Below are 23,959 nucleotides of genomic sequence, written 5' to 3'. Positions count from 1 at the left end.
AGCCCGACGCTCCCCAGGAAGTACTTTTCGATACGCGGACCAGGGGACTTCCGGGATCGGCGGCACTGTTGACCCTGGGCCGGGCGGGGCTACCGTTGACGCTGTCGCGCGGGGACGGCGAAGGGGGAGCTTCATGCTGGACGAGGCGATGGTCGCGCTGGCCGCATCGGTGGGTTCGGGTGTCGTACAGGCCGCGGGAACCGATGCCTGGCTGGCCTTGCGGAACCGGCTGGCCCGGTTGTTCGGCCGCGGGGACCGGCAGCAGGAGGGCGTCCAGCTGGAACGCCTCGACCGGACCGCTGCCGAGCTGACGGCAGCCGGGCAGGACGGCGACGGCGACGGGCCGGAGGGCAACGAGCGGGAAGGGACCGCGAGCGAGGAGCGGGCCCGGCACGGCGCCGCCTGGCGGGCGCGCACCGAGGACCTGCTGGAGCAGCTCGAACCGGACGAACGGGCCGTGGCCGCGGCGGAGCTGCGAGCACTGCTCGACGAGGCCGCGGCGGTGGCGCGCCCGGCTACCGGAGGGTTCACGCGCAACACCTTCCTCGGCCCGACGGCGATCCAGTCCGGGGACGGCAACGTGCAGGTGAACCGGTTCGACTCCCGCCCGTGAACGGCACGGGGGCCGATCGTGGCGAAGGCGGGCGCGGGGAGGGTCGCCCCGGCGATACGTACCACGGCCCCTCCGGGGTCCAGCGCGGCAGCGGGAACCTCCAGGTCAATGTCCACGAGCACCGCGTCGGCATCGTGTCGGCCTGCGCGGTCGCCCTGGTGTGCGTGGCCACCGTGATCGCCGTCCGGGTGGGCGGCACGCCCTCGGACACCGGGGCGGCGGTCGCCCCGCCCGGCGGGAGCACGGCCACCGCCCGTCCGGGTACGACGGATCCGTCGGCCCTCACCGGGCGGCTGGTGAACCGCAACAGCGGGCTCTGCCTACGGGTGCCCGGTACCGAGGAGAACCTGGTCCCGGTCCAGGACACCTGCACGGCCGATGCCGACCGGACCTGGACCCTCGCCCTCCAGGACGGCGGCGAGACCCGTACGGTGCGCAACGCGCACAGCGGCCGCTGCCTGGCCGTGGCGGGCACGGAGAACTCCGCCCCCGCCCGGCAGTTCGCCTGCACCGCCGCCCGCATGGACGGGCAGCACTGGGAACTGCAGTGGGGGAGCGGTGACCGGTCCGACTCCTTCGTGCTGCGCAATGCCGTGAACACCAAGTGCCTGATGGTCCAGGGCCGCGAGGCGGCCCGGCCCGCGGCGCAGACGTCCTGCGGCGAGCAGTACGACGACCAGTGGTGGCACCTCACCCCGTAGGCGGCGGGACGGGTGAGCTGTCAGCCGCTCCACGCGGACGGCGAGCCCGACCCCACACGTTCCCGGAAAGCCGAACCGGACCACCACGCCCTCCCAGACCGGCCTGGCGGGATCGGCGGGATCGGCCGGCTCCGCGGCCCCGCCTGCCTCCCCCGTCCGCCGTCCGAGGGAGATGACGGGATGCCACGAGCCCATCCGGTCGGGGCGGGCGGTGACGGCGCGCACGAAAATTTCACAACTCGGGTCGGCCTGTGCCCGGTACGCGCCGCCGGCGGTGTTCCGGGGGTCGCCGCGGCCCGCCGGGACCCGCTCCTGAGCCGGCCGCGGGACCGGATCCGCGGGCGTCCTCACGCGTCGGCCCTCGCTCGGCAGGGTCGGTGCCAGGATGGCCCGCGTGGCCTGAACATGTCCGGTCGGCGACGCGGCCGACGCGGCCTCCGGACTCCGTGGCTGCCGGGACATCCCAGGCGGCGGCCCTGGACCCTGACGGCGGCGGCGCGTTCGACCCCGCGGCCGCTATCGGCGCCGCGTGCGGGAGCGGCGGGAAATCGAGGTCCCGGGGTCGCCCGCGCGACGGGTCGGGGCGGGTGGCCGTCCGCGGGGCGGCGCGCGCGGGCCGTTCGGGGTCGGCGGGGCCGGGCCGTGCCTACGTCATGTGCGGAGCACCTTTGCTCAATCATGACCGGTGCATGGCAGGGATGTTACGCGTCCGTGAGCCTCTTGTGGGTGCGACAGGGGTGGGTCAACCTTTCGTAGCGACAGCCTGTCGGGCTTCGCATTGTCATGGGCATGCCTATGTCCACGGCCGTCGGGCTGCTGTTCCGCCCAGCAGCGTCCCATCCAGAGGAGGACCCCCCACATGTCCGTGATGCGTCACACCCGCCGGAGGCTCGCCGGCATCAGCGCGACCGCCGTCGTAGCCCTCGCGCTCGGCGCGGCCGCCGCGTTACCCGCCTCGGCGGCCGACAGCGGCCCGCAGGGCGTCATCGAGAACGCCGGCGCCGCCGGAACCGTTTCCGGCAGCTACATCGTGACCCTGAAGGACTCCGCCGCCCGCTCCACCGCCGACAGCGGCAAGGCCGTCGCCAAGCGGTACGGTGCGAAGATCGACAAGACCTACAGTGCCGCCCTCAACGGCTACTCCGTCGAGGTCTCCGAGGCGCAGGCGAAGAAGCTCGCCGCCGACCCGGCGGTCAAGTCCGTCGTGCAGAACCGTGTCTTCACCGTCGACGCGACCCAACCCAACCCGCCGTCCTGGGGCCTGGACCGCATCGACCAGCGCGCGCTCCCGCTCAACCAGAGCTACACCTACCCGGACAAGGCCGGTGAGGGCGTCACCGCCTACATCATCGACACCGGTGTCCGCATCACGCACCAGGACTTCGGCAGCCGCGCCTCCTACGGCTACGACGCCATCGACAACGACAACACCGCCCAGGACGGCCACGGCCACGGCACCCACGTCGCCGGCACGGTGGCGGGCGGCGCGTACGGTGTGGCCAAGAAGGCCAAGATCGTCGGCGTCCGCGTGCTCGACAACAACGGCAGCGGCACGACGGCCCAGGTCGTCGCCGGCATCGACTGGGTGACCCGCAACGCGGTCAAGCCGGCGGTGGCCAACATGTCGCTCGGCGGCGGCGCGGACTCCGCACTCGACACGGCCGTACGCAACTCCATCGCCTCCGGCATCACCTACGGCGTCGCCGCGGGCAACGAGTCCACCAACGCCTCGACGAAGTCCCCGGCGCGCGTGGCCGAGGCCATCACGGTCGGCGCCACCACCAACACCGACGCCAAGGCCAGTTACTCCAACTACGGCACCGTCCTGGACATCTTCGCGCCGGGCTCCTCCATCACGTCCTCGTGGGGCACCGGCGACACGGCCACGAACACCATCTCCGGTACCTCGATGGCCACCCCGCACGTGGTCGGCGCGGCCGCGCTGTACCTCGCGCAGAACCCGGCGAGCACCCCGGCCCAGGTCCGCGACGGCCTGGTGGCCGCGGCGACACCGAACGTGGTGACCGGCCCCGGCACGGGATCCCCCAACCTGCTCCTCAACGTCGGTGAGGGCGGCACCGTCCCGCCCGGCAAGCGGTTCGAGAACACCGCCGACTACGCGATCAACGACAACGCCACCGTCGAGTCGCCCGTCACCGTGAGCGGGGTCACCGGCAACGCCCCTGCGGCACTGGCCGTAGCGATCGACATCAAGCACACCTACATCGGTGACCTCAAGGTGGACCTGGTCGCACCCGACGGCACCGTCTACACCCTGCACAACCGCACCGGCGGCAGCGCGGACAACATCATCAAGACCGTCACGGTCAACGCGTCCGCCGAGGTGGCCAACGGGGTGTGGAAGCTCCGCGTGAACGACAACGCCAACATCGACACCGGCAAGATCGACTCGTGGGCGCTCCAGTTCTGAGACCTGGAACGGCGCGTGACTTCTGAGCCGCGATGAACAGGCGGGGGCGACCACAGGGCGGTCGTCCCCGCCGCTTCGTGCCCCACGCCCCTAGGGGCGGAAAAAACGAAAGGCAAGGAGACGAACCACTCCTTGCCACTCTCAAGGTATAGCGCACCGGGGGGCTTGCGGCAAGGCCCCTGTCGTCCCGCAGAATCTCCCATCGATCCCGGAACACAGCAAAATCCGGTATGCGCGAAGTCTGTATGGTGAGGGGGGATTTCTGATGATCGACGTGATCGTGGTCGGCGGCGGACCGACCGGTCTGATGCTGGCCTGCGAGTTGCGGTTGCACGGTGTGCACACGCTGGTCCTGGAGAAGGAGACCGAGCCGACCACGTTCGTCCGCGCGCTCGGCCTGCACGTGCGCAGCATCGAGGTGCTGGCCCAGCGCGGCCTGCTGGAGCGGTTCCTCGAACACGGTCGACGCTTCGAGGTCGGCGGCTTCTTCGCCGGCCTCGGCACGTCCTGGCCCGACGGGATGGACACCGCCCACTCCTACGTCCTCGGCATCCCCCAACCGGTCACCGATCGCCTGCTGTCGGAGCGCGCCACGGAACTCGGCGCCGAGATCCGGCGCGGCCGCGAACTGGTCGGGCTGAGCCAGGACGAGGACGGGGTGAGCGTCGAGTTGGCCGACGGTACGCGGCTGCGCTCACGCCATCTCGTCGGCTGCGACGGCGGCCGCAGCACGGTGCGCAAGCTCCTCGGCGTCGGCTTCCCCGGCGAGCCCTCCCGCGTCGAGACGCTGCTCGGCGAGATGGAATTGACCGCGGAGCCCGAAACGCTGGCCTCCGTGATGGCCGAGGTACGCAAGACGCAGTTGAGGTTCGGCGCGGCGCCCCTGGGGAACGGCGTGTACCGCGTCGTCGTACCCGCCGAGGGAGTCGCGGAGGACCGGACCGCCCCACCGACCTTCGAGGAGTTCAAGCGACGCCTGCGGGCCGTCGGCGGCACCGACTTCGGCGCACACTCACCGCGCCGGCTGTCGCGGTTCGGCGACGCCACCCGGCAGGCGGAGCGCTACCGGGTCGGCCGGGTGCTGCTGGCCGGCGACGCCGCGCACATCCACCCGCCCACCGGCGGCCAAGGCCTCAACCTCGGCATCCAGGACGCCTTCAACCTCGGCTGGAAACTGGCCGCCGAGGTGAGCGGCTGGGCCCCGGAGGGCCTGCTGGACACCTACGAGGCCGAACGCCACCCGGTGGCCGCCGACGTGCTGGACAACACCCGCGCGCAGATGGAGCTGATGTCCACCCAACCCGGCGCCCGGGCGGTGCGCCGGCTGCTGTCCGAGCTGATGGAGTTCGAGAACGTCAACCGGTACCTGATCGAGAAGATCACCGCCATCGGAGTCCGCTACGACTTCGGCGAGGGCCACGAACTGCTCGGCCGGAGGATGCGGGACACCACGCTGGAGCGGGGGAGTCTCTACGAGCTGACGCACGAGGCCCGGGGACTGCTGCTCGACCGGACCGGCCGGCTCTCGGTGGCGGGCTGGGCGGACCGCGTCGACCATGTCGTGGACGACTGCGAGGGACTGGACGTGCCCGCGGTGCTGCTCCGCCCGGACGGCCACGTGGCCTGGGTCGGCGACGACCAGCAGGACCTGCGCGACCGGTTGCCCAGGTGGTTCGGCGCGCCGACCGCCTAGGCTCTGGCGTGCACCGGCCATGTCCGGCCAGGTGCGCCGAGACCGGCCGTCCGGACATCCCACGGAGCAGCGCATGGCAGTGAACCGGATACCGCGCCCGGGGGCGGGGCTGTCCGTCGGCCGGGCGCTCACCCTCGCCTTCGATGTCCTGGCCACCGCCCTGGCGTCCCTCGCCCTGTGCGCCGTCGGCCTCCTGCTGCCCGGGATCACGGAGGACCACGGCCCCGCCACCGGGCCGACCTCACCCACGGCTCTCGCCTGCTTCGCGATCGCCCTCGCCCTGATCGCCTCCCTGGCCGTGACCACGGTCCTGCTGGCACGGGTCGAGGCCGACCGGGCCCGCCGCCTCGCCCTGTGGCTCGCGGCGGGGCGTCTCGCGCTGCTGGTGACCGCCGTCGCGACCTTCGTCGCGCACGGAATCCTCACGGTCGAGGCCTGACGCGGGCGGCGGGAGGGAGTCGATCAGATGGTCGGCGCGCGCGGAAGCCGCGGGGCGTCCTCCGGCAGGTACTGCGGGACCGTGGCCGCACCCTCGGCGCGTACGGCGTCCACCACGGCCTGGTGCAGCAGACGGCTGAGCTCCTCCGATTCGCAGCGCACCGGACTGCCGGTCACGGTGAACCAGTCCGATCCGCCGGTGTACTGCACCGCCACCTGGGCCTCCGGGCTCGTCCAGGTGGTGTGCACGGTCAGGTCCCCGCTGAGGACTCCCGCCTCGTCGGTGCTTACTCCGCCGCGTCCGGCGAAGACTCCTGTCGTCGTCCACGAAGCCCAGGTCATGGCGCATCGCCCCTCACCGCGGAGTGCCTCTGATGCTTCCACGCTACGGCGGGACCGCGATTCCCGCGTCCCCGCGGCCGCGCGGGACGCCGGGCGGGCCGGCGGTGGCGGGGATCAGTGGCCGGCGGCGGCCTTGACCAGGGCGACCGCGGTGCCGATGGCCGCGTCCAGGGTCCCGGCCAGCAGCGCCAGACCGGTGCCGCCCCCCATGCGGATGCCGCCGTACCAGCCCCAGGTGAAGAGCCCGGCGACGCTCACCGCGGCCGAGATCAGCAGGGCGGTGTCCACCTCCATCACCCCGAGTGCCGCCGAGCCGATCAGGACCAGCGGTCCCGCGGCGGACAGCAGCAGGGGGCTGCTGACGGACAGCATGCGACGCAGCTCGTGGCCGGTCGCCAGCCGGCCGTGGACGACACGGTGGGCCTGCTGGTCCGCGACGAGCGCGGCCAGCCAGAGGCCCACCGCGGCGGTCACCACGGTCGCGGCGGATCCGGCGGCGCCGATGTGCTCGGAGCCCGCGAGCCCGATCACCACCGAGATCATGGTGATGGTGGCGTACAGCCGCTCCTTCAGTCGCGCGGCGGCGAACCGGGGATCGCGATCGAAGGCCCGCTCGTCGTCCGCTCCGGGAGCGGCGCCGCCGGGGGACCCGGCCGAGGGCGTCGGGGGCGTCTCGTCTGGAGCCATGGCGCCTACCGTAGGGCCGACCGGCGGCCCTGCCCCGCAGGCGAGCGGGCAGCGCGTCGTCCCGGCCGGCGTCGCTACTTTCCTATGCCGGCCAGGTCCGCGCGGCCGGTTCGGCGCAGTGCGGCGGGTGTGGTCCCGTACCACCGCTGTACCGCCCGGCGCAGGGCACGCGCGTCGGCGTAACCGCTTCGGGCGGCGATCGCGTCGATGCTGAGTTCGGTGCCGTGGAGCAACCGTGTGATGTGGCCCCGGCGCGCGGCCTCGACCTCGTTGCTCCAGGTCGTGTCGTGTTCGTCGAGACGGCGCTGGAGGGTGCGCGGACTGACGGCCAGGCGCCGCGCCACCGCGGGCAGCGTGGGAACGGTCTCGTCGTGGACGGAGGCCAGCGCCGTGCGGAAGAGGTCCAACCAGTTGTGCAGCGGGATCGCGGTGGCGAGGGTCTGTTCGGCGTGTCTTCGCAGCACGTCCGACAGCCCGGGCTGCGCGTGCGGTGTCGGCCCGGTGAGGTCGGAGGCGAGGAAGGTGAGGGAGCTGCTCGGCGCCTCGAACTCGATGGCGGCGGTGCCGTACAGCTCGATCAGAGCGTCGTGCCGGCGGGGTGTCGTGGCGGCCAGGGTGACGCGGAGGGGGACGAGGCGGCGCTGTGCGGCCGCGCAGAGCCGCCGTCGGTACAGGCCGAGCGCGAACGCGCGGATGGCGCAGGCCGGTTCGTAGCTCTGATCCGCCCCGTTGACATGGCTGATGACGATCTGTTCGCCGTCCTCCGTGATCCGCAGGGTGTCCGTGCTGGGGTCGGCGACGACCGCCAGGTAGGCGGCGGCGTCCCGGATCCCTTCGAGCGGAGTGGGAGCCGAGGTGATCAGGTAGTCCCAGACACCGAGGGTGCCGACGCCCGACCGCTCGGCCAGCAGCAGCGCCAACTCGGGCCAGGGGACGCGGACTGTCGTCAGTTCCGCGATGCGGATGCCCGTGGCCGCGGGCGTCCGGCACAGGTCGTCGTCGAGATGCTCGGGCGCCAGGCCCAGCAGGTGCGCGTAGCCGTGCACGGGTATGTCGAAGAAGCGCGCCGCGGTGACGCTCAGCCGGGTGATGGCCGAGGAGGTGGTGCCCTGGTGTGCCTGCGTGATCACAGGGGCTGAGCATAGACGAGCCGGAATCGCCGGCTCGTCGGCACGGCACGGCGCCGGATGTCCCCAACTCGGCGTGTGGGGTCCCCCGTGGCGCGGACGGTCCCCTGGCCGGCGTGAGCTGCCCCGTGCCCGACGGTGCGCTCGGCCCTAGCGTGGTGATCGTTCCCGCGGGGCGCGGACAGCCGGACCGTCGGCCGGGTCCGGCGCGCCGAACAGCCGCTGTCCGAAGGTGGTTCGCCCCGGTCGGAACGTGCCGCTGATCCGTGTCACGAGGAGTGCCCGTGGAGTTGACCCGAGACGATTTCGCCCTCGCCGCGTCGGCGCCGGCTCCGGCGTGAGGCCGGCCGGGCCCGGTGACCGCACTGTCCTGGACGGGGGTCTGGGCAGTGTGCGGTACCAGGACCGGCCGGCCACGGCCGTCGAACGCGCCGGGTACGTGCGGGCGCACCGACCCACCCCGGGTGGGGTGGGGTCAGTGCGGAATGCTGTCGATCAACTCGCGGGCGCCCTGGCGGAGGAGGGCGACGGCGACGGACGTCCCGAGGGTGGCCGGGTCGAGGCGGCCCGCCCACTCGTGCGCGTTCAGGACGTCCTTGCCGTCCGGTGAGAACACACAGGCGCGGAGGGAGAGGTCCCCGCCGCGTTCCGCCCGCGCGTACCCCGCGATCGGGCTGTTGCAGTGGCCCTGCAGGACGTGCAGCAGCATCCGCTCGGCGACCGTCTCTCGGTGCGTGTCCGGATGGCCGAGGGCACTGACGGTGTCGATGAGTCGGGTGTCGTCCTCCCGGCACTGGAGCGCGAGCACGCCGGCGCCGATCGGCGGCATGAGGGTGTCCACGGGGACGATCTCCGTGATGACGTCCGCGCGGCCGATGCGGTGGAGGCCGGCGACGGCCAGGAGGAGCGCGTCCGCCTCACCGGCGGCGAGCTTCTCCAGGCGCCGGTTCGCGTTCCCCCGCATCGGTACGCACTCCACGTGCGGGTACGCGGCGGCGAGCTGGGCGATCCGGCGCACGGAGGAGGTCCCGACGCGGGTACCGGGCGGCAGCCGGTCGAGGGTGAGCCCTTCCGGGTGGATCAGGGCGTCGCGGATGTCGTCGCGTTCCAGGAACGCGGCGAAGACGGTCCCGGCGGGCAGCGGACGGTCGGCCGGGACGTCCTTGACGCAGTGCACGGCGAGGTCGGCCTCGCCCGCGAGGATCGCGGCGTCGACCTCCTTGGTGAACGCCCCCTTGCCCTCGACCTGCGAGAGGTCTCCCATCCACTGGTCGCCGGTGGTCTTCACCGGCAGGACGGTGGTCCTGATCCCCGGGTGGAGTGCGGCGAGCTCGGCGCGGACACGCTCCACCTGGGCCAGGGCCATCGGTGAATCGCGGGAGACGATACGGATCAGATCAGCGGGCATGCGGGCACGATACGCCCTCCAACCGGGCCGGCGGGCATCGACGCCAGGCACCACGACCCTTGCGGCGAAAGGAAGTTGGCGGCTTGGACCATGCGTTCGAGAGACCCGGCGCGCCACGTTCCGCCGCCCGCGGCCCGCATCGACCTCGGGCCGTTCCGCCCACGGTGTCGACCGGGACCGCCGAGGGCGCCCGGGAACCCGAGGGGCGCGGCGTGCGTGCCTGTGACCGGTACACCTGCTGGAATGGCTGCTTCGGCGGCCCGTGACGAGGAGGTCCGTTGCCGGAGCGTGGCGGGAAGCCCACCGGACCCGCGGGTGGGCCTGAGGGGTTGTGGGCGCGTGTCCGGGCGGCCGAGGCCGCCGTAGGGCGGATCGGTACCACCCTCGACGCGGTGACCACGTGCCGGGAACTGGCCGGATTCCTGTCCCGGAACGTGTGGGACGCGGCCGCCGTGGACCTCCTGACGGAGGACGGCCCTTCCCACCGCGTGGCGACGGCCGGCGCCGTAGGGCTGCTCACGGCAGGCCCCGGCGGCACACCCCCCGTACCCTCCGTACGGGCGTCGGACGGCGGACACCAGCTCTCCGAGTGGGTGACGGTCGCCGGCGGCGTACCGGTCCACGTCCTCCGCGTCCCGCTGCCGGACGGCGACGGCGTACACGGAACGCTGACCGCCGTACGGGCCCGGGCGGGGTTCGGCGACCACGAGGCGGCGACGGTCCACTTCGCCGCCCGGCTGGCGGCCGTGCACCTGGGGCACGCGCGTGAGCTGGCCGCCACGGAGGACACCGTCGCGCACCTCCAGCGGGCGCTCGTGGCGGAACCGGGACGCCCGCACCCCAACCTGGAGGTGGCCGGACGCTACCTGCCGGCCGGCCCCCGGGCGCTGGTGGGCGGCGACTGGTTCGAGACGATCCGCCTCCACTACGGCCGCACCCTGCTCGTGGTCGGAGACGTGATGGGCCACGGACTCGACGCGGCCGTGGACATGAACGCGTACCGCTCCACCCTGCGCGACGTGGCGTCGACGGACCTCGCCCCGCACCGCGTACTGCGCCGGCTCGACGCCCTGGCCGCCGAGGACGCGGCCCGCAGGCCCGCCACCTGCCTGCTCGTACGCGTCGATCCCGCACGCGGCGTCGCGATGTTCGCCGGCGCCGGTCACCTGCCGCCGGCGGTCTTCGCGGCCGACGGATCGGCGTCGCTGGTCGACCTCCCGGTCGGTCCGCCGCTGGGCACCGGCGTCGGCGGCTACGAGGCCGTCACACGCGCCCTCACCCCTCAGGAGACCCTGCTGATGTTCACCGACGGGCTGGTGGAACGGCGCGGCGAGGACATCGACGTCTCGCCGGCCCGGCTGGTAGGGGTGCGTCCTCCGGTGGGGGCGGGGGTGGGCGCGGTGGTGGACGCCGTCGTGGCGGGCCTCGACGCCCGGCACGCGGAGGACGACGTCGCCGTACTCGCCGCCCGGGCCCGCCCCCGCCCGCCCGCCGACCCCGGGGCCGCCGCCTCCGGCATGCCCGGAGGGCCGGGCGAACCTACCGTGGAACGGTGAGTCATCGCCTCGCCTGCGTCGCCCTGACCGGCACCCTGTGCGCGACGGCGTTGTCATGCACAGGGGCGAAGCCCGAGTCGCCGTTCCAGGTCGCGCCCCAGCCGGTGGTCAAGACGCTGTCCGCGCACGTCACGGTCGTACCCCCGGAAAAACTGGGTACGACCCACCGCCCCGGATGCCCCGTGCCGCCGGAGGGGCTGCGCCTCGTCCGGATGAACCACTGGGGCTTCGACGGCAAGGTGCACAGCGGCGAACTGGTGGTGCACGAGGACGCGGTCGCCCCCGTGCTGCGGGCCTTCGGAAAGGCCTTCGCCGCCCGCTTCCCGATCCGTCGCATGCGGGTGATGGCCGAGTACGGCGGCAGCGACGCCGCGGCGATGGCCGACGACAACACCTCGGCCTTCAACTGCCGGCAGGTCACCGGAGACCCGGGGCGGCTGTCCCGGCACTCCTGGGGCGACGCCATCGACATCAACCCGGTCGAGAACCCGTACGTCGACGTCCGGGGCACCAGCCATCCCGCGAACGGCCGCGCCTATCTCGACCGCGACCGCCCCCGCCCGGGGATGATCACCCCGGACGGAGCCGTCACCCGGGCCTTCCGGGAGATCGGCTGGTACTGGGGCGGCCGCTGGAGTCCCCCGGACTACCAGCACTTCTCCGAGGCGGGCGGCTGACACGGGCCCGGCGGGGGCGCCGCCGGCGGCCTCAGCCGCCCGCGGCGAAGGTCACCGGCAGGCTCTCGGGACCGCGTAGCCCACCGGGGCGCCAGGGGATCTCCTCCCGCGTTACGGCGAGGGCGAGCCCGGGGAGCCGGCGCAGGGCGGTGCCGATGGCGATCTGACCCTCCAGTCGGGCCAGCGGCGCACCCAGGCAGTAGTGGATGCCGTGCCCGAAGGCGAGGTGCGCGTTGTCCTGGCGGGTGATGTCCAGGCGGTCGGGGTCGGGGAACCGCGTCGGGTCGCGGTCGGCGACGGCGGCACCGATGAGGACGGTCGCTCCGCGCGGGACGGCCACTCCCGCGATCTCGACGTCCGCACGGGCGAACCGCGCGATGCCGGGGTTGACCGGGCCGTCGTAGCGCAGGAACTCCTCCACCGCGGCCGGCAGCAGGGCGGGGTCGGCGCGCAGCCGCTGCATCTGGTCGGGATGGTCGAGCAGCGCGGCGATGCCGCCGCCGATGAGGTTGACCGTGGTGATGTAGCCGGCGGCGAGCAACAGGAAGACCATGGCGATCAGTTCGTCCTCGCTGAGCCGCTGCTCCGCGTCCCGGGCGGTGACGAGGGCGCTGAGCAGGTCGTCACCGGGGCCGGTCCGCTTGGCGTGGATGAGGTCGCTCACGTAGGTACGCATGTGCTTCCACGCGTCATCGATCACGGCGGGGTCCGGCGGCTCCGCGCCGCGCCTGATCATGCGGTCCGTCCAGTGCTGGAAGTCGCGCCGCTCGTCCACCGGCACCCCGAGCAGTTCGCTGATCACCGCGACCGGGAGCGGGAGCGCGAGGTCCGCCACGAGGTCCGCTCGGCCGGCGGGGACCACGGCGTCCAGCAGCCGGTCGGTGAGGTCCTGGATCCGTGGCCGCATCTCGGCCACGCGGCGTGCGGTGAACGCCTTGGAGACCAGGCGACGCAGCCGGGTGTGGTCGGGCGGGTCGCTGCGGAGCATGTTGCTCAGCATCGACTCCCGTTCGGTGACGGGGAGTTGTCGCAGTATGCGGGCGTCGGAGGCGTCGCGTGCGTCACTGCTCAACCGGTCGTCGGACAGCGCGGCGAGGCAGTCCTCGTAGCGGGTGACGAGCCACGCCTCCAGGCCGCCCGCGCCGACGACGCGGCGGACCGGGCCGTCCTCGCGCAGCTGCCGGTAGAGCGGGAACGGATCGGAGACGAAAGCGGGGTCGGCGTAGGGGAGAAGGGCCGGCTGTTCGTTCATGAGGCCTCCCGAAGCATGGCGTCCGTGCGCATGTCGTCCGTGCGCATGTCGTTCGTGCTCTGCGAGCGAGGATATATGTATTACCCATCTGTTGAGCCCTTTTCGGCCAGGGCCAGGGCCGGGGCCGGCGCCAGGGCCAGGGCCGGGGAGCCGGCTCAGCGGAGCGACTCCTTCGGGGGCCGCTCGCGTAGGGCCCCGTAGGCGAGGAAATAGGCCGGCAGCCGGTTCAGCCATCGGGATTCGGTGACGAGCTCGGTCAGGCGTTTCGCCCGCCGGGGATCGCCGAACGCGGCCTCGCCGGCCAGCAGCGGCTCGATGACCTGGGCGTGGGCGAGGCGTTGCAGGCCCTGGGTGGCCACGGTGGTGGGGAGGCGGCGGCACTGGACACGGCGTACGTCGCGCAGCCCCACGGTGCCTTCGCGCAACGGGCCCACGAGGTGGCGAGCGGCGGCCACCGCGTCCTGCACGGCGAGGTTGATGCCGATGCCGAAGACCGGCGACATGGCGTGGGCGGCGTCACCGATGCACAACAACCCCGGGCGGTGCCAGCGCCGCAGCCGCTCGAGCCGCACGTCGAGCAGTTTGACCTCGTCCCAGGAGCCGACGGCGTGGGCCCGGCCGGCCAGCCAGGGGACGGCTCCGGTGAATCGGGTCATGAAGGTCTCCAGACCTTCGGCCCGGCGCTCGGCATCGGTGCCCTTGGGGATGAGCGCGGCACACTGCCAGTAGTCACCTCGATCGATGAGCGCCGTGAAGAACCGGTCGCCTACGCCGCCCAGGAGCCCGCTGGGGTCCTCCTCGTGCCGTGGCAGCCGGAACCACCAGGCGTCCATCGGGCACGCGAAGGCCTCCAGCCCCAGCTCGGGAAGTGCCCTGGCCAGCGAGCCACGGCCGTCGCAGGCGACCGTCAGGGGTGCCCTCAGCTCGCCCGTGTCCCCGTCCGCGGTCCGGTACCGCACACCCGTGACCCGTCCACGTTCGATGAGGAACGAAGTCGCCTCGGTGTTCATGCGCAGCCGGAAGGAAGGCTCCCGGGCCGCCTCGTCGGCCAACAGGTCGAGCAGGTCCCACTGCGGCACCATGGCGATGTAGTTGTACGGGCCGGGCAGCGCCCCGATGTCCCCGATCGTGACCAGGGACCGGTCCGGCCCGATGGGCAGCTGCACGGAGGTGACGCGGCGCTGCGGCAGCCGGGCGAAGCGCTCCGCCAGGCCGATGTCTTCCAGCAGCGACAGGGTGGACGGGTGCACGGTGTCGCCGCGGAAGTCGCGCAGGAAGTCGCCGTGCTTCTCCAGTACGGTCACCTCCACCCCGGCCCGGGCCAGCAGCAGGGCCAGCACCATTCCGGCGGGCCCGCCTCCCACCACACAGCAGGCGGTTCGTTCCTCCGTCACCACGACAACGTCTCCTTCTCGCGCGCACGGTCAGGCCCCCGGAGGACGTCCTACCCCACGCACCGCGCCCGACGCGGTAGCGAAACGCGCACCGGAGACCCGGGGCGCGGCACCCGTATCGACCGTGGACAGAATGCAACAAGGCGGGCACTCATCACTATCTCGTTAAAAATCTGGTGATCCCGTCGTTTCCGGTGCCTCTCACCGGCATGGCCGGGTCGGATCCGGGTACCCGCCGAATCTCGGTAGGAAGTGGTGATGTGGCCCGGACATCCGTCACGCGCCGTGCACCGGTTCCGGATCGGAGTAAGAAAAATGATCATTCTCGGCGTCATCCTCCTGGTAGTCGGTTTCCTCCTGGGGATATCGATCCTCTGGACGATCGGCCTGATCCTGGTCGTCGTCGGGGTCATCCTCTGGATCCTGGGATCCGTGGGCCACGCCGTGGGCGGCCGTAACCACTACTACTGACAGCTACCGGCCGCTCGTGTTCCTCGCGCTCCACGGGCGCGCGTGGACAGGCCCGGAGCGGAGGCGGCACGTTCGGGCGGCCGCCTCCGCCGCGCCACGCCGCCACCCTTCGACCGCCGGGTTCGGCCGCACCCGAGCCCCGGGACCGCGCGCGCCGGGCCCCGTACCCCCTGTTCGGGTACGGGGCCCGGCGCGGGGCAGGGCGTGGCGACCGCGGTCAGTGGCGGCGGCCCCGGCCGCGGCGTATCAGCGCGAACACGACCACCACGGCGCCGACGGTGAGCAGCGTGGTGCGGTTGGCCCGGGCCGCCGTCGCGGCCCGGGCGGCCTGGTTCAGAAGCGGCCCGGGGGCCTTCTCGGAGGCGAGGTGCCCGGCCCGGGTCGTGGTCTCGCGGACCTGCGCGGCGGCCTGGGCCGCCTTGTCCAGGACAGGGCTCGGCGTCCTGTCCTTCACCAACTGCGCTGCGTGTTCGGCCGTCTCGCGGATCTGGTCGGTCAACTGCGCTGCCTTCTTCGCGGCTTCTTCCTTCATGGCTGTGGTCCTCTCCTTCGTTCGGGCTGTCCTGTCGGCCTCCGTCGATGTGTCGACGGTCCGGCCGAGGTCGTCACGGGTGCGCTCGATCCGGTCGCGCGGTTCTCCAGGTCCGTGGGGCCGGTCGCTGCTCAGCGGTCCGCCGCGAGGCTGTGGTAGGTGCGCTCCGGCGCGGGTGTTCCGGCCTTCGCGGCGCGTTTGACGCCGGCCCTCACCGACCCGGCTGCGGCCAGGGCCGGAGCCGAGGTGAGGATCAGGGCCGAGAGCCACACGGGCAGGGTGAGAGCCAGCGCGGCGACCGCCGTCGCCGCCAGGGTCTGGGCCGCCATCAGGCCGAGGAGGTCGGGGCCATCGGGAGGCCGGCCCCCGATCGTGAACCGCCTGCCCGGCCGCGTCAACTCCGCCCGGGCGAGCGGCGTTCGCTCCCGAACCGGCTCCGAGAGCCGCCGCGACGCCCGGGACACCAGCAGGCTCACCGGGTCATCGACGCATGCCCGCTGTGGTGTTGACGTACTCACGGATTGCCCCCCTGGTCCTGAGGCGCCCCGAGGGTCGAAATGCCCACCGCGGCCCCATCGCTGACGCGCTGTCCTGTCGTGGCGCGGCTACCCCGTCTCCGAGGTGCTACGCGCGCTGCCCCCGAGGGCCCTCGCGGCTCGACTCCGGGGGCGCGGCCGGCGTAGAGCCCCTGTCACACAGTGTGACGAGGGTGGGTCGGGGTGCGGAGCAGACGAGATCCGCCGGACAGGTATGAGGGCGCCGATCAAGGGGAGGGATCACATATGACCAGAAATGCACCGGAAAGTAATCCGGACCCCGATCCCCGTGTCACCCCAGGACTCGAACCGGGCGGTGGTGTGCCTCCGGGGGAGACGCCGCCGGGCGAATCCAGTACCGGCACCGGCGCCGGGCCGTACCGGCCGCTCAGCAAAGGATGGGCCGCCGGTCCGCTCGCGATCATCGTCGTCGTGGCGGTGATCTTCGCCCTCTTCTTCCTCGTCTACGCCGTCGTGCTGGACCTGTGACCCGAGGAGACCCCATGAGCAGCATCGAGTCGCACGGCGACGAGGTCTACCAACCGCACGAAGGGGACGACCCGGCCCAGGCGTCGCCCGACATGGACAACGCCCTGGACGAGCCCACCCTCGACGAGACCCTCGACACCGGTTACTCACCGCCCGAGCGGCCCTACGCCGTCAACGATCCCGCCACCACCGCCGAGGGGCGGCACACGGGCGAGACCCTCGACCAGCGACTCGCCCGCGAGGTGCCCGAGCCCGACGGCGACGAGGCGACGTGGAACGAGTTCGCCGACGAGAGCGACGAAGTCCCACAATCCGGTCCCGTACGGGCCGGACGGCTGGCCCCCGCGGACGAGACCGGACCCTCGCGTCACATCTCCGTGGTCGCCCACGAGGTGGGTATCAGCGGTGGGGCGGCCTCGGCGGAGGAGGCGGCCATGCACATCGTGGAGGAGCCCGACGAGAACTCCGAGGGCGACGCGTGACGCTCAGGTGAGGAGGCGCGCGGCGGCGTCGGGGGACAGGCTCACGCGGACCAGACCGTCGGCGAGCCGGACGAAGTCCCCTGAGGGGACGAGTGCGGCGAGAGCCCGCGGCGTCCTGGGGAGGCCGAGGCTCCCGGCCACCTCGCGGACGCGCGCGTCGGCGAAGGGACGTAGCCGCGGCCAAACGTCCTGGACCTCGCGGCAGAAGATGTCGGCGCCCGTCGGCCCGATCCTCGGCACTTCCTGGAGGAGTTCCCGTACGCGGGCCGGCTCTCCGTCGGCCTCGTCCCGCAGTCTGCGCAGGTCGCCCTTCCAGCGACCGAGCAGGAGCCGGGCCCCGTCACCCAGGGCGGTGGCCGTACTCTCGTCGTACCGGCGGTAGTGCGCCCGCCCGAGCGCGTCGACGCGCTCCTGCCACCGCGAGTCCGCCATCCGCCGGGGGGTCCGGAGTCGGGCCTCGAAGAGCTCGCGGGCCGCCGCGACCGCGGTCGGCGCACGGATCGGCACCGACAGCAGGACACACAGCACCAGCAGCCGGTACAACGGCGCCGGGGTGTCACGCAGCCGGATACCCGCCTCGTGCGCGTAGGTCACCCCGTACTCGCTCACCACCCGACGGGCCATCGCCTCCGCCGCGTCCGTCGCGCTCGCGGTCATCCGCCCTGGGTCGGCGGCGAGGCGCAGGCGATGCACTCCGCGTCGATCTGGTCGGCGAGCTGGGTGAGGGCCTCCGTCAGGGCCCGGACCGTCTCGGCGTCGGCTTCCGCGGAGTCCAGCTCCGCCGCGCTCTCCCAATCGGAGGCCAGCCCCCGCAGCAGGGCCGTCACCTGTTCCGCCGGGATCAGCAGTCTGCCTTCCTCCGTGGGGATCAGCGGTAGGGCGAACGAGTGCATGACACCACCTCTCCTCTCCGGTAGCGCGGACCCGTCAGGTGCGCGCTTCCTGGATCGGTTACCCGGTCCCGGGCGACCCCAATCGATCGATCACTCACGTAAGCCGCATTTGGTGCGCGGCCGGTCGATACGCGGCCCGGGCGTGGGTAACCGCGAGGGAGACCCGTGCGTGCCCTATCCGCACCCGCACCAGCAATCTCTTAGGAGCGTGTCCCATGACCGCGTTCGGCTACTTCCTCGCCTCCGAAGAGTTCACCCCGACGCAGCTTCTGGAACAGGCCCGCCGGGCCGCCGACGCGGGCTTCACCCGCCTCGCGATCTCCGACCACTTCCATCCCTGGAACGACGCCCAGGGCAACAGCCCCTTCGTCTGGTCCATGATCGGCGCGCTGTCGCAGGCGGTGAACCTGCCGGTCATCACCCTGGTCACCTGCCCGACGGTGCGCCTGCACCCCGCCGTGACCGCACAGGCGGCAGCCACGTCGAGCGTCCTCCTCGACGGCCGCTTCACCCTGGGCGTCGGAACGGGCGAGGCCCTCAACGAGCACATCCACGGCGACCGCTGGCCGAGGTTCGCCGAACGGGCCGACATGCTCGAAGAGGCCGTCGAGGTGATGCGCAAGCTCTTCACGGGCGACCTCGTCAGTCACCAGGGCACGCACTACACGGTCGAGAACGCCCGGCTCTACACCGTCCCCGACACCCCGCCGCTCATCCACGTGTCCGGCTTCGGCCCAAGGGCCGCCGAACTCGCCGGCAGGGTCGGGGACGGGCTCGTGGTCATGAGCCCGGACCATGAGGTGATCGATGCCTTCCGGGAGGCCGGGGGAGCGGGGAAGCCGGTGGTCGGCGGAGTGAAGGTCTGCTGGGGCGAGGACCGCGACCAGGCCGTCGACACCGTGCACCGGCTGTGGCCGACCGAGCACCTGCCCGGTGAGCTCTGCCAGGTACTGTCCACACCGGCCCACTTCGAACAGGCCGCTGAACTGGTCACACGCCGGCAGATCGCCGAGAACGTGACCTGCGGCGACGACGTCGAAGAGCACATCGCGGCGGTACGCGCCTACGTGGACGCGGGCTTCGACGAGGTCTACGTCGGGCAGATCGGACCGGACAACCGGGCCTTCTTCGAGAACTACCGGGAGAAGGTCCTTCCCGCCCTCGCCTAGGAGGAGGCCCGCGGATCCGCTCGTGTCAGCCGCCGGGGCGCACCGGTGGCGCGCGGTGCGGCAGCTCGTCGTAGAGCATCCGGCCGGTGAGGGCGCCCCCGAAGATGACCACACCCACCCCGACCAGCCAGGTCTGGATGACGAGGACGGTCCCGAAGGGGCCGTACGTGACGGCGTTGGAGGCGATCAACGGGGAGAAGACGAGCCGGGAGAACACCCGCAGGCCGAGCAGCCCCAACATCGTGGCGAGCGCCCCCGGAAGGAGCGCCGTCCACGCGACCCGGCTGCCGAGCAGCAGCCACTGGGACCACCAGAAGAAGACCGTACCGATCGCGACCGCGATCAGGCCACGGACGGGAGACTCGCGCCACGGCGGTGTGATCGCGGACAGGTACAGGACGCCGACCAGGACACCGAGCCACAGCACGTGCCGCCACCCCGCCCACCAGCGGCCGGGAGGCAGGTCCCAGATCTTCTCGTAGCCGCTCTGCAGCATGGTTCCGAAGGACAGCCCGAACACGGCGAGCACGGCCAGACCGAAGGCCGTGGTGGTCCGCCAGGCCTGGCCGGGAAGGGCGAAGAGCCGGTCGATCTCCGTCTTGGCGGCCGGCGACACGCCGAGCCCGTCCCCCAGCCACTGGGCGAACCCCTGCCCGGTCGCGGTGTCCGCCGCGGACACGACGACCAGCAGCGGCACCAGCGTGAGGAACCCGAGCGCCGCGAACCCCAGGGCGCGCTGCCACAGCTCGACCTCCCGCACGCGCCCCCAGCGGCGTCCGGCCCGCCCGCGCCGGATCGCGCTGCGTATCCGTTCGACGGGCGATCTCCGGCCCGGCTCTCCCGACCCGCTCATGGCGCCGGGGAGCGGTGGGCCGGGGGTGGTGTCACGAGCATGGCCGCTCCAGTTGCTGCTCCCACCGTAGGTCTCCCCTCTCCGGGAATCCATCACGGCCGCCTGCTCACGGGGCGTGCGGTGACGGGCAGCGGGTAGGCGCCCGATATGTTCCCGATCGATATGTTCCCGATCGACGCACGGCGGCCGGGCGGGTGCCCGGCGGCTCCCGATCCCCGCAGGAGGCGTAGATGAACCGTGCCGCGCTGTTCGATGTCGACGGCACCCTCGTCGACACCAATCACCTGCACGTCGTCTGCTGGTGGGAGGCCTTGCGGCAAGCCGGCCACGACGTCGCCATGCACGAGGTCCACCGTGCCATCGGGCTGCCGGGTGAGGATCTGCTGAGCCATCTGCTGGGGGCCGAGCGGGACACGAACGAGGACGACGCCCTCACTGACGCGCACTCCACCCTCTACGGCACGTACTTCGACCGACTGCCCCCGTTCGAGGCGGCGGCCGAACTGCTCCGCGAGTTGGACCGACGGGGTTGGCGGGTCGTGCTCGTGACCTCGGCGAAGGACTCCGAGCTCGAAGCGCTGCGCGGGGCCATCGGCGCCGACGACGCCATCACGGCGACGGCCAGCTCCGACGACGTCGACGAGGGCAAGCCGGCACCCGACCCGGTGCACCACGCCCTCGGCCTCGCCGACGCCACGGCCCGCGACGCCGTGTTCGTCGGCGACACCGTCTGGGACATGGAGGCGGCCACCCGGGCCGACGTCACGTGCGTCGGCCTGCTCTGTGGCGGGATCCCCCGCAGAGACCTCGAAGAGGCCGGGGCGCGGGCCGTCTACCGGCATCCCGCCGATCTGCTCGCGCGTCTCGACAGCAGTCCGTTCGCCCGCCCCCACGACGGCGCGGACCCCTCGACCTCTCGCTGAGCCGTACGGGGCGGTCGGATACGCGCCGCCGAATCGGTCGCCGCAACGCTGTTAGAAACGGGAATCCGGGATACACGGCATCTGAAGCGCCTCGGCGGACCGAACTGCTCCGCCGAGCTCCCTCCACGAGAAAGACGACGAGGACGCCATGATTGCTGTCGGGCTGATTCTCCTGCTCATCGGATTCCTGACCGGAGTTTCCATTCTCTGGACCCTCGGAATCATCCTGCTCGTCGTGGGTGCGGTGTTGTGGGTCCTGGGCTCGGTCGGTCACGCGGTCGGCGGCCGCCGCCACTACTGGTAGCCGGACGCGCAGCGACGACGCGCCCAGCACGACCTGCCGAGGTCCCGCACCCGAACCGGGTGCGGGACCTCGGCACATGTCACTCCACCGCGGTGTAGCGCACGCGCGCCCAGATCGGGAGGACGAACCAGCACAGGAGGTACCAGGCCAGCACGCCCGCGACCAGCCACGGTACGACGGTGTTGTGCGTCGCCACCCGCAGCACCAGCAGGAGGGCGGACGTGCACGTGGCCAGGAGCAGGATCAGACCGGTGAAGGTCAGACGCGAGGCCCACGCGACCGCCTCGGGTTTGAGCCGGCGGCCCGAGACGATGCGGTGGAACGAGACGGGCCCGATCAACGCCCCCGTCGCCAGGGCGCCCAGCACCACGGTCACGATGTAGATCACCTTGTCGGTCTGCGGCAGACCCTGGAAGTGCGGGGTGAAGGCGACGGTGAGCAGGAATCCGAAGAGGATCTGCACGCCCGTCTGCGCGACGCGGATCTCCTGGATGAGTTCCTGCCACTGCCGGTCCGCCCGCTCTTCCGCGGTCTCGTCCCGACCGGTCGGGTCATCGTGTGCCATGACGTCTCCCTGTGTCCGCTGCGGCGCTTACGCGCTTACGCAGGAGCCTTCGCCTCGTGTTCCTCCCTTGCCCGCACTCGGTACGACGACGCGCCCGCGGGCCCGAACGAGGTGGGAGGAGGTCCCGGGCGGCCGACGGGAGGCGGCCGCCCGGGACCCGCGACTCAGGCGAGGTCGAAGCGATCGAGGTTCATCACCTTGTCCCAGGCGGTCACGAAGTCACGCGCGAACTTGCCGCCCGCGTCCTCGGACGCGTAGACCTCGGAGACGGCCCGCAGTTGGGAATGCGAACCGAAGACGAGGTCGACGGCGGTCGCGGTCCACCTGGCCTGACCCGTCGCCCGGTCCCGGCCCTCGAAGACGTTCTCGTCGGAGGCCGACGGCTTCCACTCCGTCCCCATGTCCAGCAGGTTGACGAAGAAGTCGTTGGTCAGCGTCTCCGGCCGGTCGGTGAGGACTCCGTGCGGCGAACGCCCGAGGCCGGTGTTCAGCGCCCGCATGCCACCGATCAGGACCGTCATCTCGGGCGCGGTGAGGGTCAAGAGGTTGGCCCGGTCCAGCAGGAGGGTCTCCGGCGACAGCTTCTCGCCCGCCCGGAGGTAGCCGCGGAACCCGTCCGCCCGCGGCTCCAGCACGGCGAACGAGTCCACATCGGTCTGCTCCTGCGAGGCGTCGGTGCGCCCCGGCACGAAGGGCACCGTGATGTCGTGCCCGCCGCTCTTCGCCGCCCGCTCGACGGCCGCGCACCCGCCCAGGACGATCAGGTCGGCGAGGGACACCTGGGCCCCGCCGCCCTGGGAGTCGTTGAACTCCTGCCGGATCCGGTCGAGGGCCCGCACCGTGTCGGTCACCTCGGGTACGTCGTTCACCTCCCAGTCCTTCTGGGGCGCGAGCCGCAGCCGTGCCCCGTTGGCCCCACCACGCTTGTCGGTGCCACGGAAGCTGGCCGCCGACGCCCACGCGGTGGTGACCAGTTGGGAGACGGACAGCCCGGAGGCGAGGATCGAGTCCTTGAGGGTGGCGATCTCCGCGGCCCCGATCAGCGGGTGATCGGCCTCGGGGACGGGGTCCTGCCAGAGCTGGGGCTCGGCGATCCACGGGCCGAGATAGCGGGAGAGCGGCCCCATGTCGCGGTGCAGAAGCTTGTACCAGGCCTTGGCGAAGGCGTCCGCCAGTCGGTCCGGGTTCTCGTGGAAGCCCTTGGCGATCGGTCCGTAGACGGGATCGAGCTTCAGGGAGAGGTCCGTCGTCAGCATCATGGGCGCGTGCCGCTTCGACGGATCATGCGCGTCAGGCACCGTGCCCTGGGCCGACGGATCCGTGGGAGTCCACTGCTGGGCGCCGGCCGGGCTCCTCGTCAGCTCCCAGTCGTACCGGAACAGGTTGTCCAGGTAGCCGTTGTCCCACTTCGTCGGCTCCGTGGTCCACGCCCCCTCCAGCCCGCTCGTGAGCGTGTCGACGCCCGAGCCGCTGCCGTAGGTGTTCCGCCAGCCGATGCCCTGCTGCTCGATCGGGCAGCCCTCGGGTTCCGCGCCGATGTACTCGGGGTCGACCGCGCCGTGGCACTTCCCGAAGGTGTGGCCGCCGATGATGAGTGCGGCCGTCTCCTCGTCGTTCATCGCCATGCGCTTGAACGTCTCGCGAATGTCCCGGGCGGCGGCGATCGGATCCGGATTTCCGTTGGGCCCTTCCGGATTGACGTAGATCAGGCCCATCTGTACGGCGCCGAAAGGACCGGAGAGTTGCCTGTCGCCGCTGTAGCGCTCATCTCCGAGCCACGTGTCCTCGGGACCCCAGAAGATTTCCTCCGGCTCCCAGATGTCCTCCCGCCCGAATCCGAATCCGAACGTCTTGAACCCCATCGATTCCATGGCGCAGTTACCGGCGAAGACCAGCAGGTCGGCCCAGGAGATCTTCCGCCCGTACTTCTGCTTGACCGGCCAGAGCAGGCGGCGCGCCTTGTCGAGGCTCGCGTTGTCCGGCCAACTGTTGAGCGGGGCGAAACGCTGGGCGCCGGAGCCGCCGCCACCCCGGCCGTCCTCGATGCGGTACGTGCCCGCGGCGTGCCAGCTCATCCGGATGAACAGCGGCCCGTAGTGCCCGTAGTCGGCGGGCCACCAGTCCTGCGAGGCCGTCATCACCTCGAAGACGTCCCGCTTCAGCGCGTCGACGTCCAGGGTCGCGAACTCTGCCGCGTAGTCGTAGTCCTCGTCCATGGGATTGGACCGGGGCGAGTGTTGGTGGAGGACCTGGAGGTCCAACTGGTTCGGCCACCAGTCCCGGTTCGTCCTGGGCGGAGCCGGCGTAGGGGCCGGGGAGGGGATTGCCGGGTTCTCGCTTTCGCTGCCGGACACGTCCGTCCTTCTTCCTGTCGCGGTGTTTCCATCTGCCGGCCGTTCGTTCACGACGCCGTCCGCCATTTC

At 72.1% G+C, this 23,959-nt stretch carries 26 protein-coding genes; 13 read left to right on the top strand and 13 right to left on the bottom strand.

Features of this window, described 5'->3' with window-relative positions; genetic code table 11:
* Window positions 1–133: 133 nt before the first annotated feature.
* The 5 genes from ACGFYY_RS28195 (at window position 134) to ACGFYY_RS28175 (ending at window position 5,877) form a co-directional block, all read left to right on the top strand.
* On the top strand, window positions 134–613 hold the full coding sequence (locus ACGFYY_RS28195; RefSeq protein WP_393713546.1) for a hypothetical protein: 480 nt from the start codon (window positions 134–136) through the stop codon (window positions 611–613).
* Complete coding sequence (locus tag ACGFYY_RS28190) at window positions 610–1,314, top strand: RICIN domain-containing protein (protein ID WP_393713544.1); 705 nt, start codon at window positions 610–612, stop codon at window positions 1,312–1,314. The genes ACGFYY_RS28195 and ACGFYY_RS28190 overlap by 4 nt, the downstream gene beginning before the upstream one ends.
* 859 nt (window positions 1,315–2,173) lie before the next feature.
* Window positions 2,174–3,745 (top strand): S8 family serine peptidase, encoded by a 1,572-nt coding sequence (locus ACGFYY_RS28185; protein ID WP_393713542.1) that lies wholly within the window; start codon window positions 2,174–2,176, stop codon window positions 3,743–3,745.
* Between the two features lie 265 nt (window positions 3,746–4,010).
* Window positions 4,011–5,438: a rifampin monooxygenase gene (gene rox, locus ACGFYY_RS28180; RefSeq protein ID WP_393713540.1), complete on the top strand. Its 1,428-nt coding sequence runs from the start codon at window positions 4,011–4,013 to the stop codon at window positions 5,436–5,438.
* Between the two features lie 73 nt (window positions 5,439–5,511).
* Window positions 5,512–5,877 carry a hypothetical protein gene (locus ACGFYY_RS28175; RefSeq protein WP_393713538.1) on the top strand — a complete coding sequence of 122 codons (366 nt, stop codon included), beginning with the start codon at window positions 5,512–5,514 and terminating at the stop codon, window positions 5,875–5,877.
* Between the two features lie 23 nt (window positions 5,878–5,900).
* On the opposite strand, the gene ACGFYY_RS28170 is transcribed toward ACGFYY_RS28175, so the two are convergent.
* The 4 genes from ACGFYY_RS28170 to hemC all read right to left on the bottom strand — a co-directional run bounded on the left by ACGFYY_RS28170 (window position 5,901) and on the right by hemC (window position 9,440).
* The gene (locus ACGFYY_RS28170) at window positions 5,901–6,218 is read right to left on the bottom strand and encodes a hypothetical protein (protein ID WP_365272091.1); all 318 of its coding nucleotides are present in this window, start codon (window positions 6,216–6,218) and stop codon (window positions 5,901–5,903) included.
* Window positions 6,219–6,332: 114 nt separating this feature from the next.
* Window positions 6,333–6,905, bottom strand: a complete 573-nt coding sequence (locus ACGFYY_RS28165; protein ID WP_393713536.1) for a hypothetical protein — start codon at window positions 6,903–6,905, stop codon at window positions 6,333–6,335.
* A gap of 74 nt (window positions 6,906–6,979) precedes the next feature.
* Window positions 6,980–8,035: an AraC family transcriptional regulator ligand-binding domain-containing protein gene (locus tag ACGFYY_RS28160; protein ID WP_393713534.1), complete on the bottom strand. Its 1,056-nt coding sequence runs from the start codon at window positions 8,033–8,035 to the stop codon at window positions 6,980–6,982.
* A 472-nt stretch (window positions 8,036–8,507) separates the two neighbouring features.
* Window positions 8,508–9,440 carry a hydroxymethylbilane synthase gene (gene hemC, locus ACGFYY_RS28155; protein WP_393713532.1) on the bottom strand — a complete coding sequence of 311 codons (933 nt, stop codon included), beginning with the start codon at window positions 9,438–9,440 and terminating at the stop codon, window positions 8,508–8,510.
* A gap of 392 nt (window positions 9,441–9,832) precedes the next feature.
* Here hemC and ACGFYY_RS28150 point away from each other — a divergent pair, with 392 nt between their 5' ends.
* Both ACGFYY_RS28150 and ACGFYY_RS28145 read left to right on the top strand, forming a co-directional pair.
* Window positions 9,833–10,996: a PP2C family protein-serine/threonine phosphatase gene (locus ACGFYY_RS28150; protein WP_393713530.1), complete on the top strand. Its 1,164-nt coding sequence runs from the start codon at window positions 9,833–9,835 to the stop codon at window positions 10,994–10,996.
* Window positions 10,993–11,673, top strand: a complete 681-nt coding sequence (locus ACGFYY_RS28145) for a M15 family metallopeptidase (RefSeq protein ID WP_393713528.1) — start codon at window positions 10,993–10,995, stop codon at window positions 11,671–11,673. The genes ACGFYY_RS28150 and ACGFYY_RS28145 overlap by 4 nt, the downstream gene beginning before the upstream one ends.
* Window positions 11,674–11,704: 31 nt before the next feature.
* Here ACGFYY_RS28145 and ACGFYY_RS28140 read toward each other — a convergent pair whose 3' ends face one another.
* Both ACGFYY_RS28140 and ACGFYY_RS28135 read right to left on the bottom strand, forming a co-directional pair.
* On the bottom strand, window positions 11,705–12,925 hold the full coding sequence (locus ACGFYY_RS28140) for a cytochrome P450 (RefSeq protein ID WP_393713526.1): 1,221 nt from the start codon (window positions 12,923–12,925) through the stop codon (window positions 11,705–11,707).
* Between the two features lie 155 nt (window positions 12,926–13,080).
* Entirely contained in the window at window positions 13,081–14,319 is a 1,239-nt protein-coding gene (locus tag ACGFYY_RS28135; protein WP_393713524.1) for an FAD-dependent oxidoreductase, read from the bottom strand.
* A 315-nt stretch (window positions 14,320–14,634) separates the two neighbouring features.
* Between ACGFYY_RS28135 and ACGFYY_RS28130 the strand changes: the two genes are divergently transcribed.
* Window positions 14,635–14,790, top strand: a complete 156-nt coding sequence (locus ACGFYY_RS28130) for a DUF6131 family protein (protein ID WP_344548615.1) — start codon at window positions 14,635–14,637, stop codon at window positions 14,788–14,790.
* Window positions 14,791–15,007: 217 nt separating this feature from the next.
* Here the strand turns inward: ACGFYY_RS28130 and ACGFYY_RS28125 are convergent, their stop codons facing one another.
* Entirely contained in the window at window positions 15,008–15,322 is a 315-nt protein-coding gene (locus tag ACGFYY_RS28125) for a hypothetical protein (RefSeq protein WP_393713521.1), read from the bottom strand.
* Window positions 15,323–15,453: 131 nt separating this feature from the next.
* On the bottom strand, window positions 15,454–15,786 hold the full coding sequence (locus ACGFYY_RS28120) for a phage holin family protein (protein WP_393713588.1): 333 nt from the start codon (window positions 15,784–15,786) through the stop codon (window positions 15,454–15,456).
* Between the two features lie 318 nt (window positions 15,787–16,104).
* Here ACGFYY_RS28120 and ACGFYY_RS28115 point away from each other — a divergent pair, with 318 nt between their 5' ends.
* Together ACGFYY_RS28115 and ACGFYY_RS28110 are read left to right on the top strand one after the other, a co-directional pair.
* Window positions 16,105–16,347 carry a DUF6480 family protein gene (locus tag ACGFYY_RS28115; protein ID WP_365268215.1) on the top strand — a complete coding sequence of 81 codons (243 nt, stop codon included), beginning with the start codon at window positions 16,105–16,107 and terminating at the stop codon, window positions 16,345–16,347.
* Window positions 16,348–16,361: 14 nt separating this feature from the next.
* Entirely contained in the window at window positions 16,362–16,829 is a 468-nt protein-coding gene (locus tag ACGFYY_RS28110; protein ID WP_393713519.1) for a DUF5709 domain-containing protein, read from the top strand.
* A 3-nt stretch (window positions 16,830–16,832) separates the two neighbouring features.
* Here the strand turns inward: ACGFYY_RS28110 and ACGFYY_RS28105 are convergent, their stop codons facing one another.
* Window positions 16,833–17,486, bottom strand: a complete 654-nt coding sequence (locus ACGFYY_RS28105; protein WP_393713517.1) for an endonuclease — start codon at window positions 17,484–17,486, stop codon at window positions 16,833–16,835.
* Window positions 17,483–17,722, bottom strand: coding sequence for a DUF6213 family protein (locus tag ACGFYY_RS28100; protein WP_365268219.1), 240 nt, complete (start codon window positions 17,720–17,722; stop codon window positions 17,483–17,485). Before ACGFYY_RS28100 ends, ACGFYY_RS28105 begins: the two co-directional genes overlap by 4 nt.
* 215 nt (window positions 17,723–17,937) lie before the next feature.
* On the opposite strand from ACGFYY_RS28100, the gene ACGFYY_RS28095 reads away from it, so the two are divergent.
* On the top strand, window positions 17,938–18,891 hold the full coding sequence (locus tag ACGFYY_RS28095; RefSeq protein WP_393713515.1) for a TIGR03557 family F420-dependent LLM class oxidoreductase: 954 nt from the start codon (window positions 17,938–17,940) through the stop codon (window positions 18,889–18,891).
* A gap of 25 nt (window positions 18,892–18,916) precedes the next feature.
* Here the strand turns inward: ACGFYY_RS28095 and ACGFYY_RS28090 are convergent, their stop codons facing one another.
* On the bottom strand, window positions 18,917–19,744 hold the full coding sequence (locus ACGFYY_RS28090; protein ID WP_393713586.1) for a ribonuclease BN: 828 nt from the start codon (window positions 19,742–19,744) through the stop codon (window positions 18,917–18,919).
* A 230-nt stretch (window positions 19,745–19,974) separates the two neighbouring features.
* On the opposite strand from ACGFYY_RS28090, the gene ACGFYY_RS28085 reads away from it, so the two are divergent.
* Together ACGFYY_RS28085 and ACGFYY_RS28080 are read left to right on the top strand one after the other, a co-directional pair.
* Entirely contained in the window at window positions 19,975–20,667 is a 693-nt protein-coding gene (locus tag ACGFYY_RS28085) for an HAD family hydrolase (RefSeq protein WP_393713513.1), read from the top strand.
* 148 nt (window positions 20,668–20,815) lie between these two features.
* Window positions 20,816–20,971, top strand: coding sequence for a DUF6131 family protein (locus ACGFYY_RS28080; RefSeq protein WP_181382813.1), 156 nt, complete (start codon window positions 20,816–20,818; stop codon window positions 20,969–20,971).
* A gap of 79 nt (window positions 20,972–21,050) precedes the next feature.
* On the opposite strand, the gene ACGFYY_RS28075 is transcribed toward ACGFYY_RS28080, so the two are convergent.
* Together ACGFYY_RS28075 and katG are read right to left on the bottom strand one after the other, a co-directional pair.
* Window positions 21,051–21,536, bottom strand: a complete 486-nt coding sequence (locus tag ACGFYY_RS28075; RefSeq protein WP_365268226.1) for a DUF6328 family protein — start codon at window positions 21,534–21,536, stop codon at window positions 21,051–21,053.
* 164 nt (window positions 21,537–21,700) lie between these two features.
* The gene (katG, locus tag ACGFYY_RS28070; protein ID WP_393713510.1) at window positions 21,701–23,890 is read right to left on the bottom strand and encodes a catalase/peroxidase HPI; all 2,190 of its coding nucleotides are present in this window, start codon (window positions 23,888–23,890) and stop codon (window positions 21,701–21,703) included.
* Between the last annotated feature and the right edge of the window lie 69 nt (window positions 23,891–23,959).

The sequence above is a fragment of the Streptomyces sp. NPDC048331 genome (assembly GCF_043201215.1).
GTDB lineage: Bacteria > Actinomycetota > Actinomycetes > Streptomycetales > Streptomycetaceae > Streptomyces.
The sequence above is the reverse complement of the archived record's forward strand: the minus strand, read 5'-3'. Positions and strand labels throughout refer to the sequence as shown.

Excerpts from the sequence above, each read along its gene's own strand:
- ACGFYY_RS28195 (WP_393713546.1), top strand. The coding sequence starts at position 134 with ATGCTGGACGAGGCGATGGTCGCGCTGGCCGCATCGGTGGGTTCGGGT.
- ACGFYY_RS28185 (WP_393713542.1), top strand. The coding sequence starts at position 2,174 with ATGTCCGTGATGCGTCACACCCGCCGGAGGCTCGCCGGCATCAGCGCG.
- rox (WP_393713540.1), top strand. The coding sequence starts at position 4,011 with ATGATCGACGTGATCGTGGTCGGCGGCGGACCGACCGGTCTGATGCTG.
- ACGFYY_RS28175 (WP_393713538.1), top strand. The coding sequence starts at position 5,512 with ATGGCAGTGAACCGGATACCGCGCCCGGGGGCGGGGCTGTCCGTCGGC.
- ACGFYY_RS28170 (WP_365272091.1), bottom strand. The coding sequence starts at position 6,218 with ATGACCTGGGCTTCGTGGACGACGACAGGAGTCTTCGCCGGACGCGGC.
- ACGFYY_RS28165 (WP_393713536.1), bottom strand. The coding sequence starts at position 6,905 with ATGGCTCCAGACGAGACGCCCCCGACGCCCTCGGCCGGGTCCCCCGGC.
- hemC (WP_393713532.1), bottom strand. The coding sequence starts at position 9,440 with ATGCCCGCTGATCTGATCCGTATCGTCTCCCGCGATTCACCGATGGCC.
- ACGFYY_RS28140 (WP_393713526.1), bottom strand. The coding sequence starts at position 12,925 with ATGAACGAACAGCCGGCCCTTCTCCCCTACGCCGACCCCGCTTTCGTC.
- ACGFYY_RS28130 (WP_344548615.1), top strand. The coding sequence starts at position 14,635 with ATGATCATTCTCGGCGTCATCCTCCTGGTAGTCGGTTTCCTCCTGGGG.
- ACGFYY_RS28125 (WP_393713521.1), bottom strand. The coding sequence starts at position 15,322 with ATGAAGGAAGAAGCCGCGAAGAAGGCAGCGCAGTTGACCGACCAGATC.
- ACGFYY_RS28115 (WP_365268215.1), top strand. The coding sequence starts at position 16,105 with ATGACCAGAAATGCACCGGAAAGTAATCCGGACCCCGATCCCCGTGTC.
- ACGFYY_RS28110 (WP_393713519.1), top strand. The coding sequence starts at position 16,362 with ATGAGCAGCATCGAGTCGCACGGCGACGAGGTCTACCAACCGCACGAA.
- ACGFYY_RS28105 (WP_393713517.1), bottom strand. The coding sequence starts at position 17,486 with ATGACCGCGAGCGCGACGGACGCGGCGGAGGCGATGGCCCGTCGGGTG.
- ACGFYY_RS28100 (WP_365268219.1), bottom strand. The coding sequence starts at position 17,722 with ATGCACTCGTTCGCCCTACCGCTGATCCCCACGGAGGAAGGCAGACTG.
- ACGFYY_RS28095 (WP_393713515.1), top strand. The coding sequence starts at position 17,938 with ATGACCGCGTTCGGCTACTTCCTCGCCTCCGAAGAGTTCACCCCGACG.
- ACGFYY_RS28090 (WP_393713586.1), bottom strand. The coding sequence starts at position 19,744 with ATGAGCGGGTCGGGAGAGCCGGGCCGGAGATCGCCCGTCGAACGGATA.
- ACGFYY_RS28085 (WP_393713513.1), top strand. The coding sequence starts at position 19,975 with ATGAACCGTGCCGCGCTGTTCGATGTCGACGGCACCCTCGTCGACACC.
- ACGFYY_RS28080 (WP_181382813.1), top strand. The coding sequence starts at position 20,816 with ATGATTGCTGTCGGGCTGATTCTCCTGCTCATCGGATTCCTGACCGGA.
- ACGFYY_RS28075 (WP_365268226.1), bottom strand. The coding sequence starts at position 21,536 with ATGGCACACGATGACCCGACCGGTCGGGACGAGACCGCGGAAGAGCGG.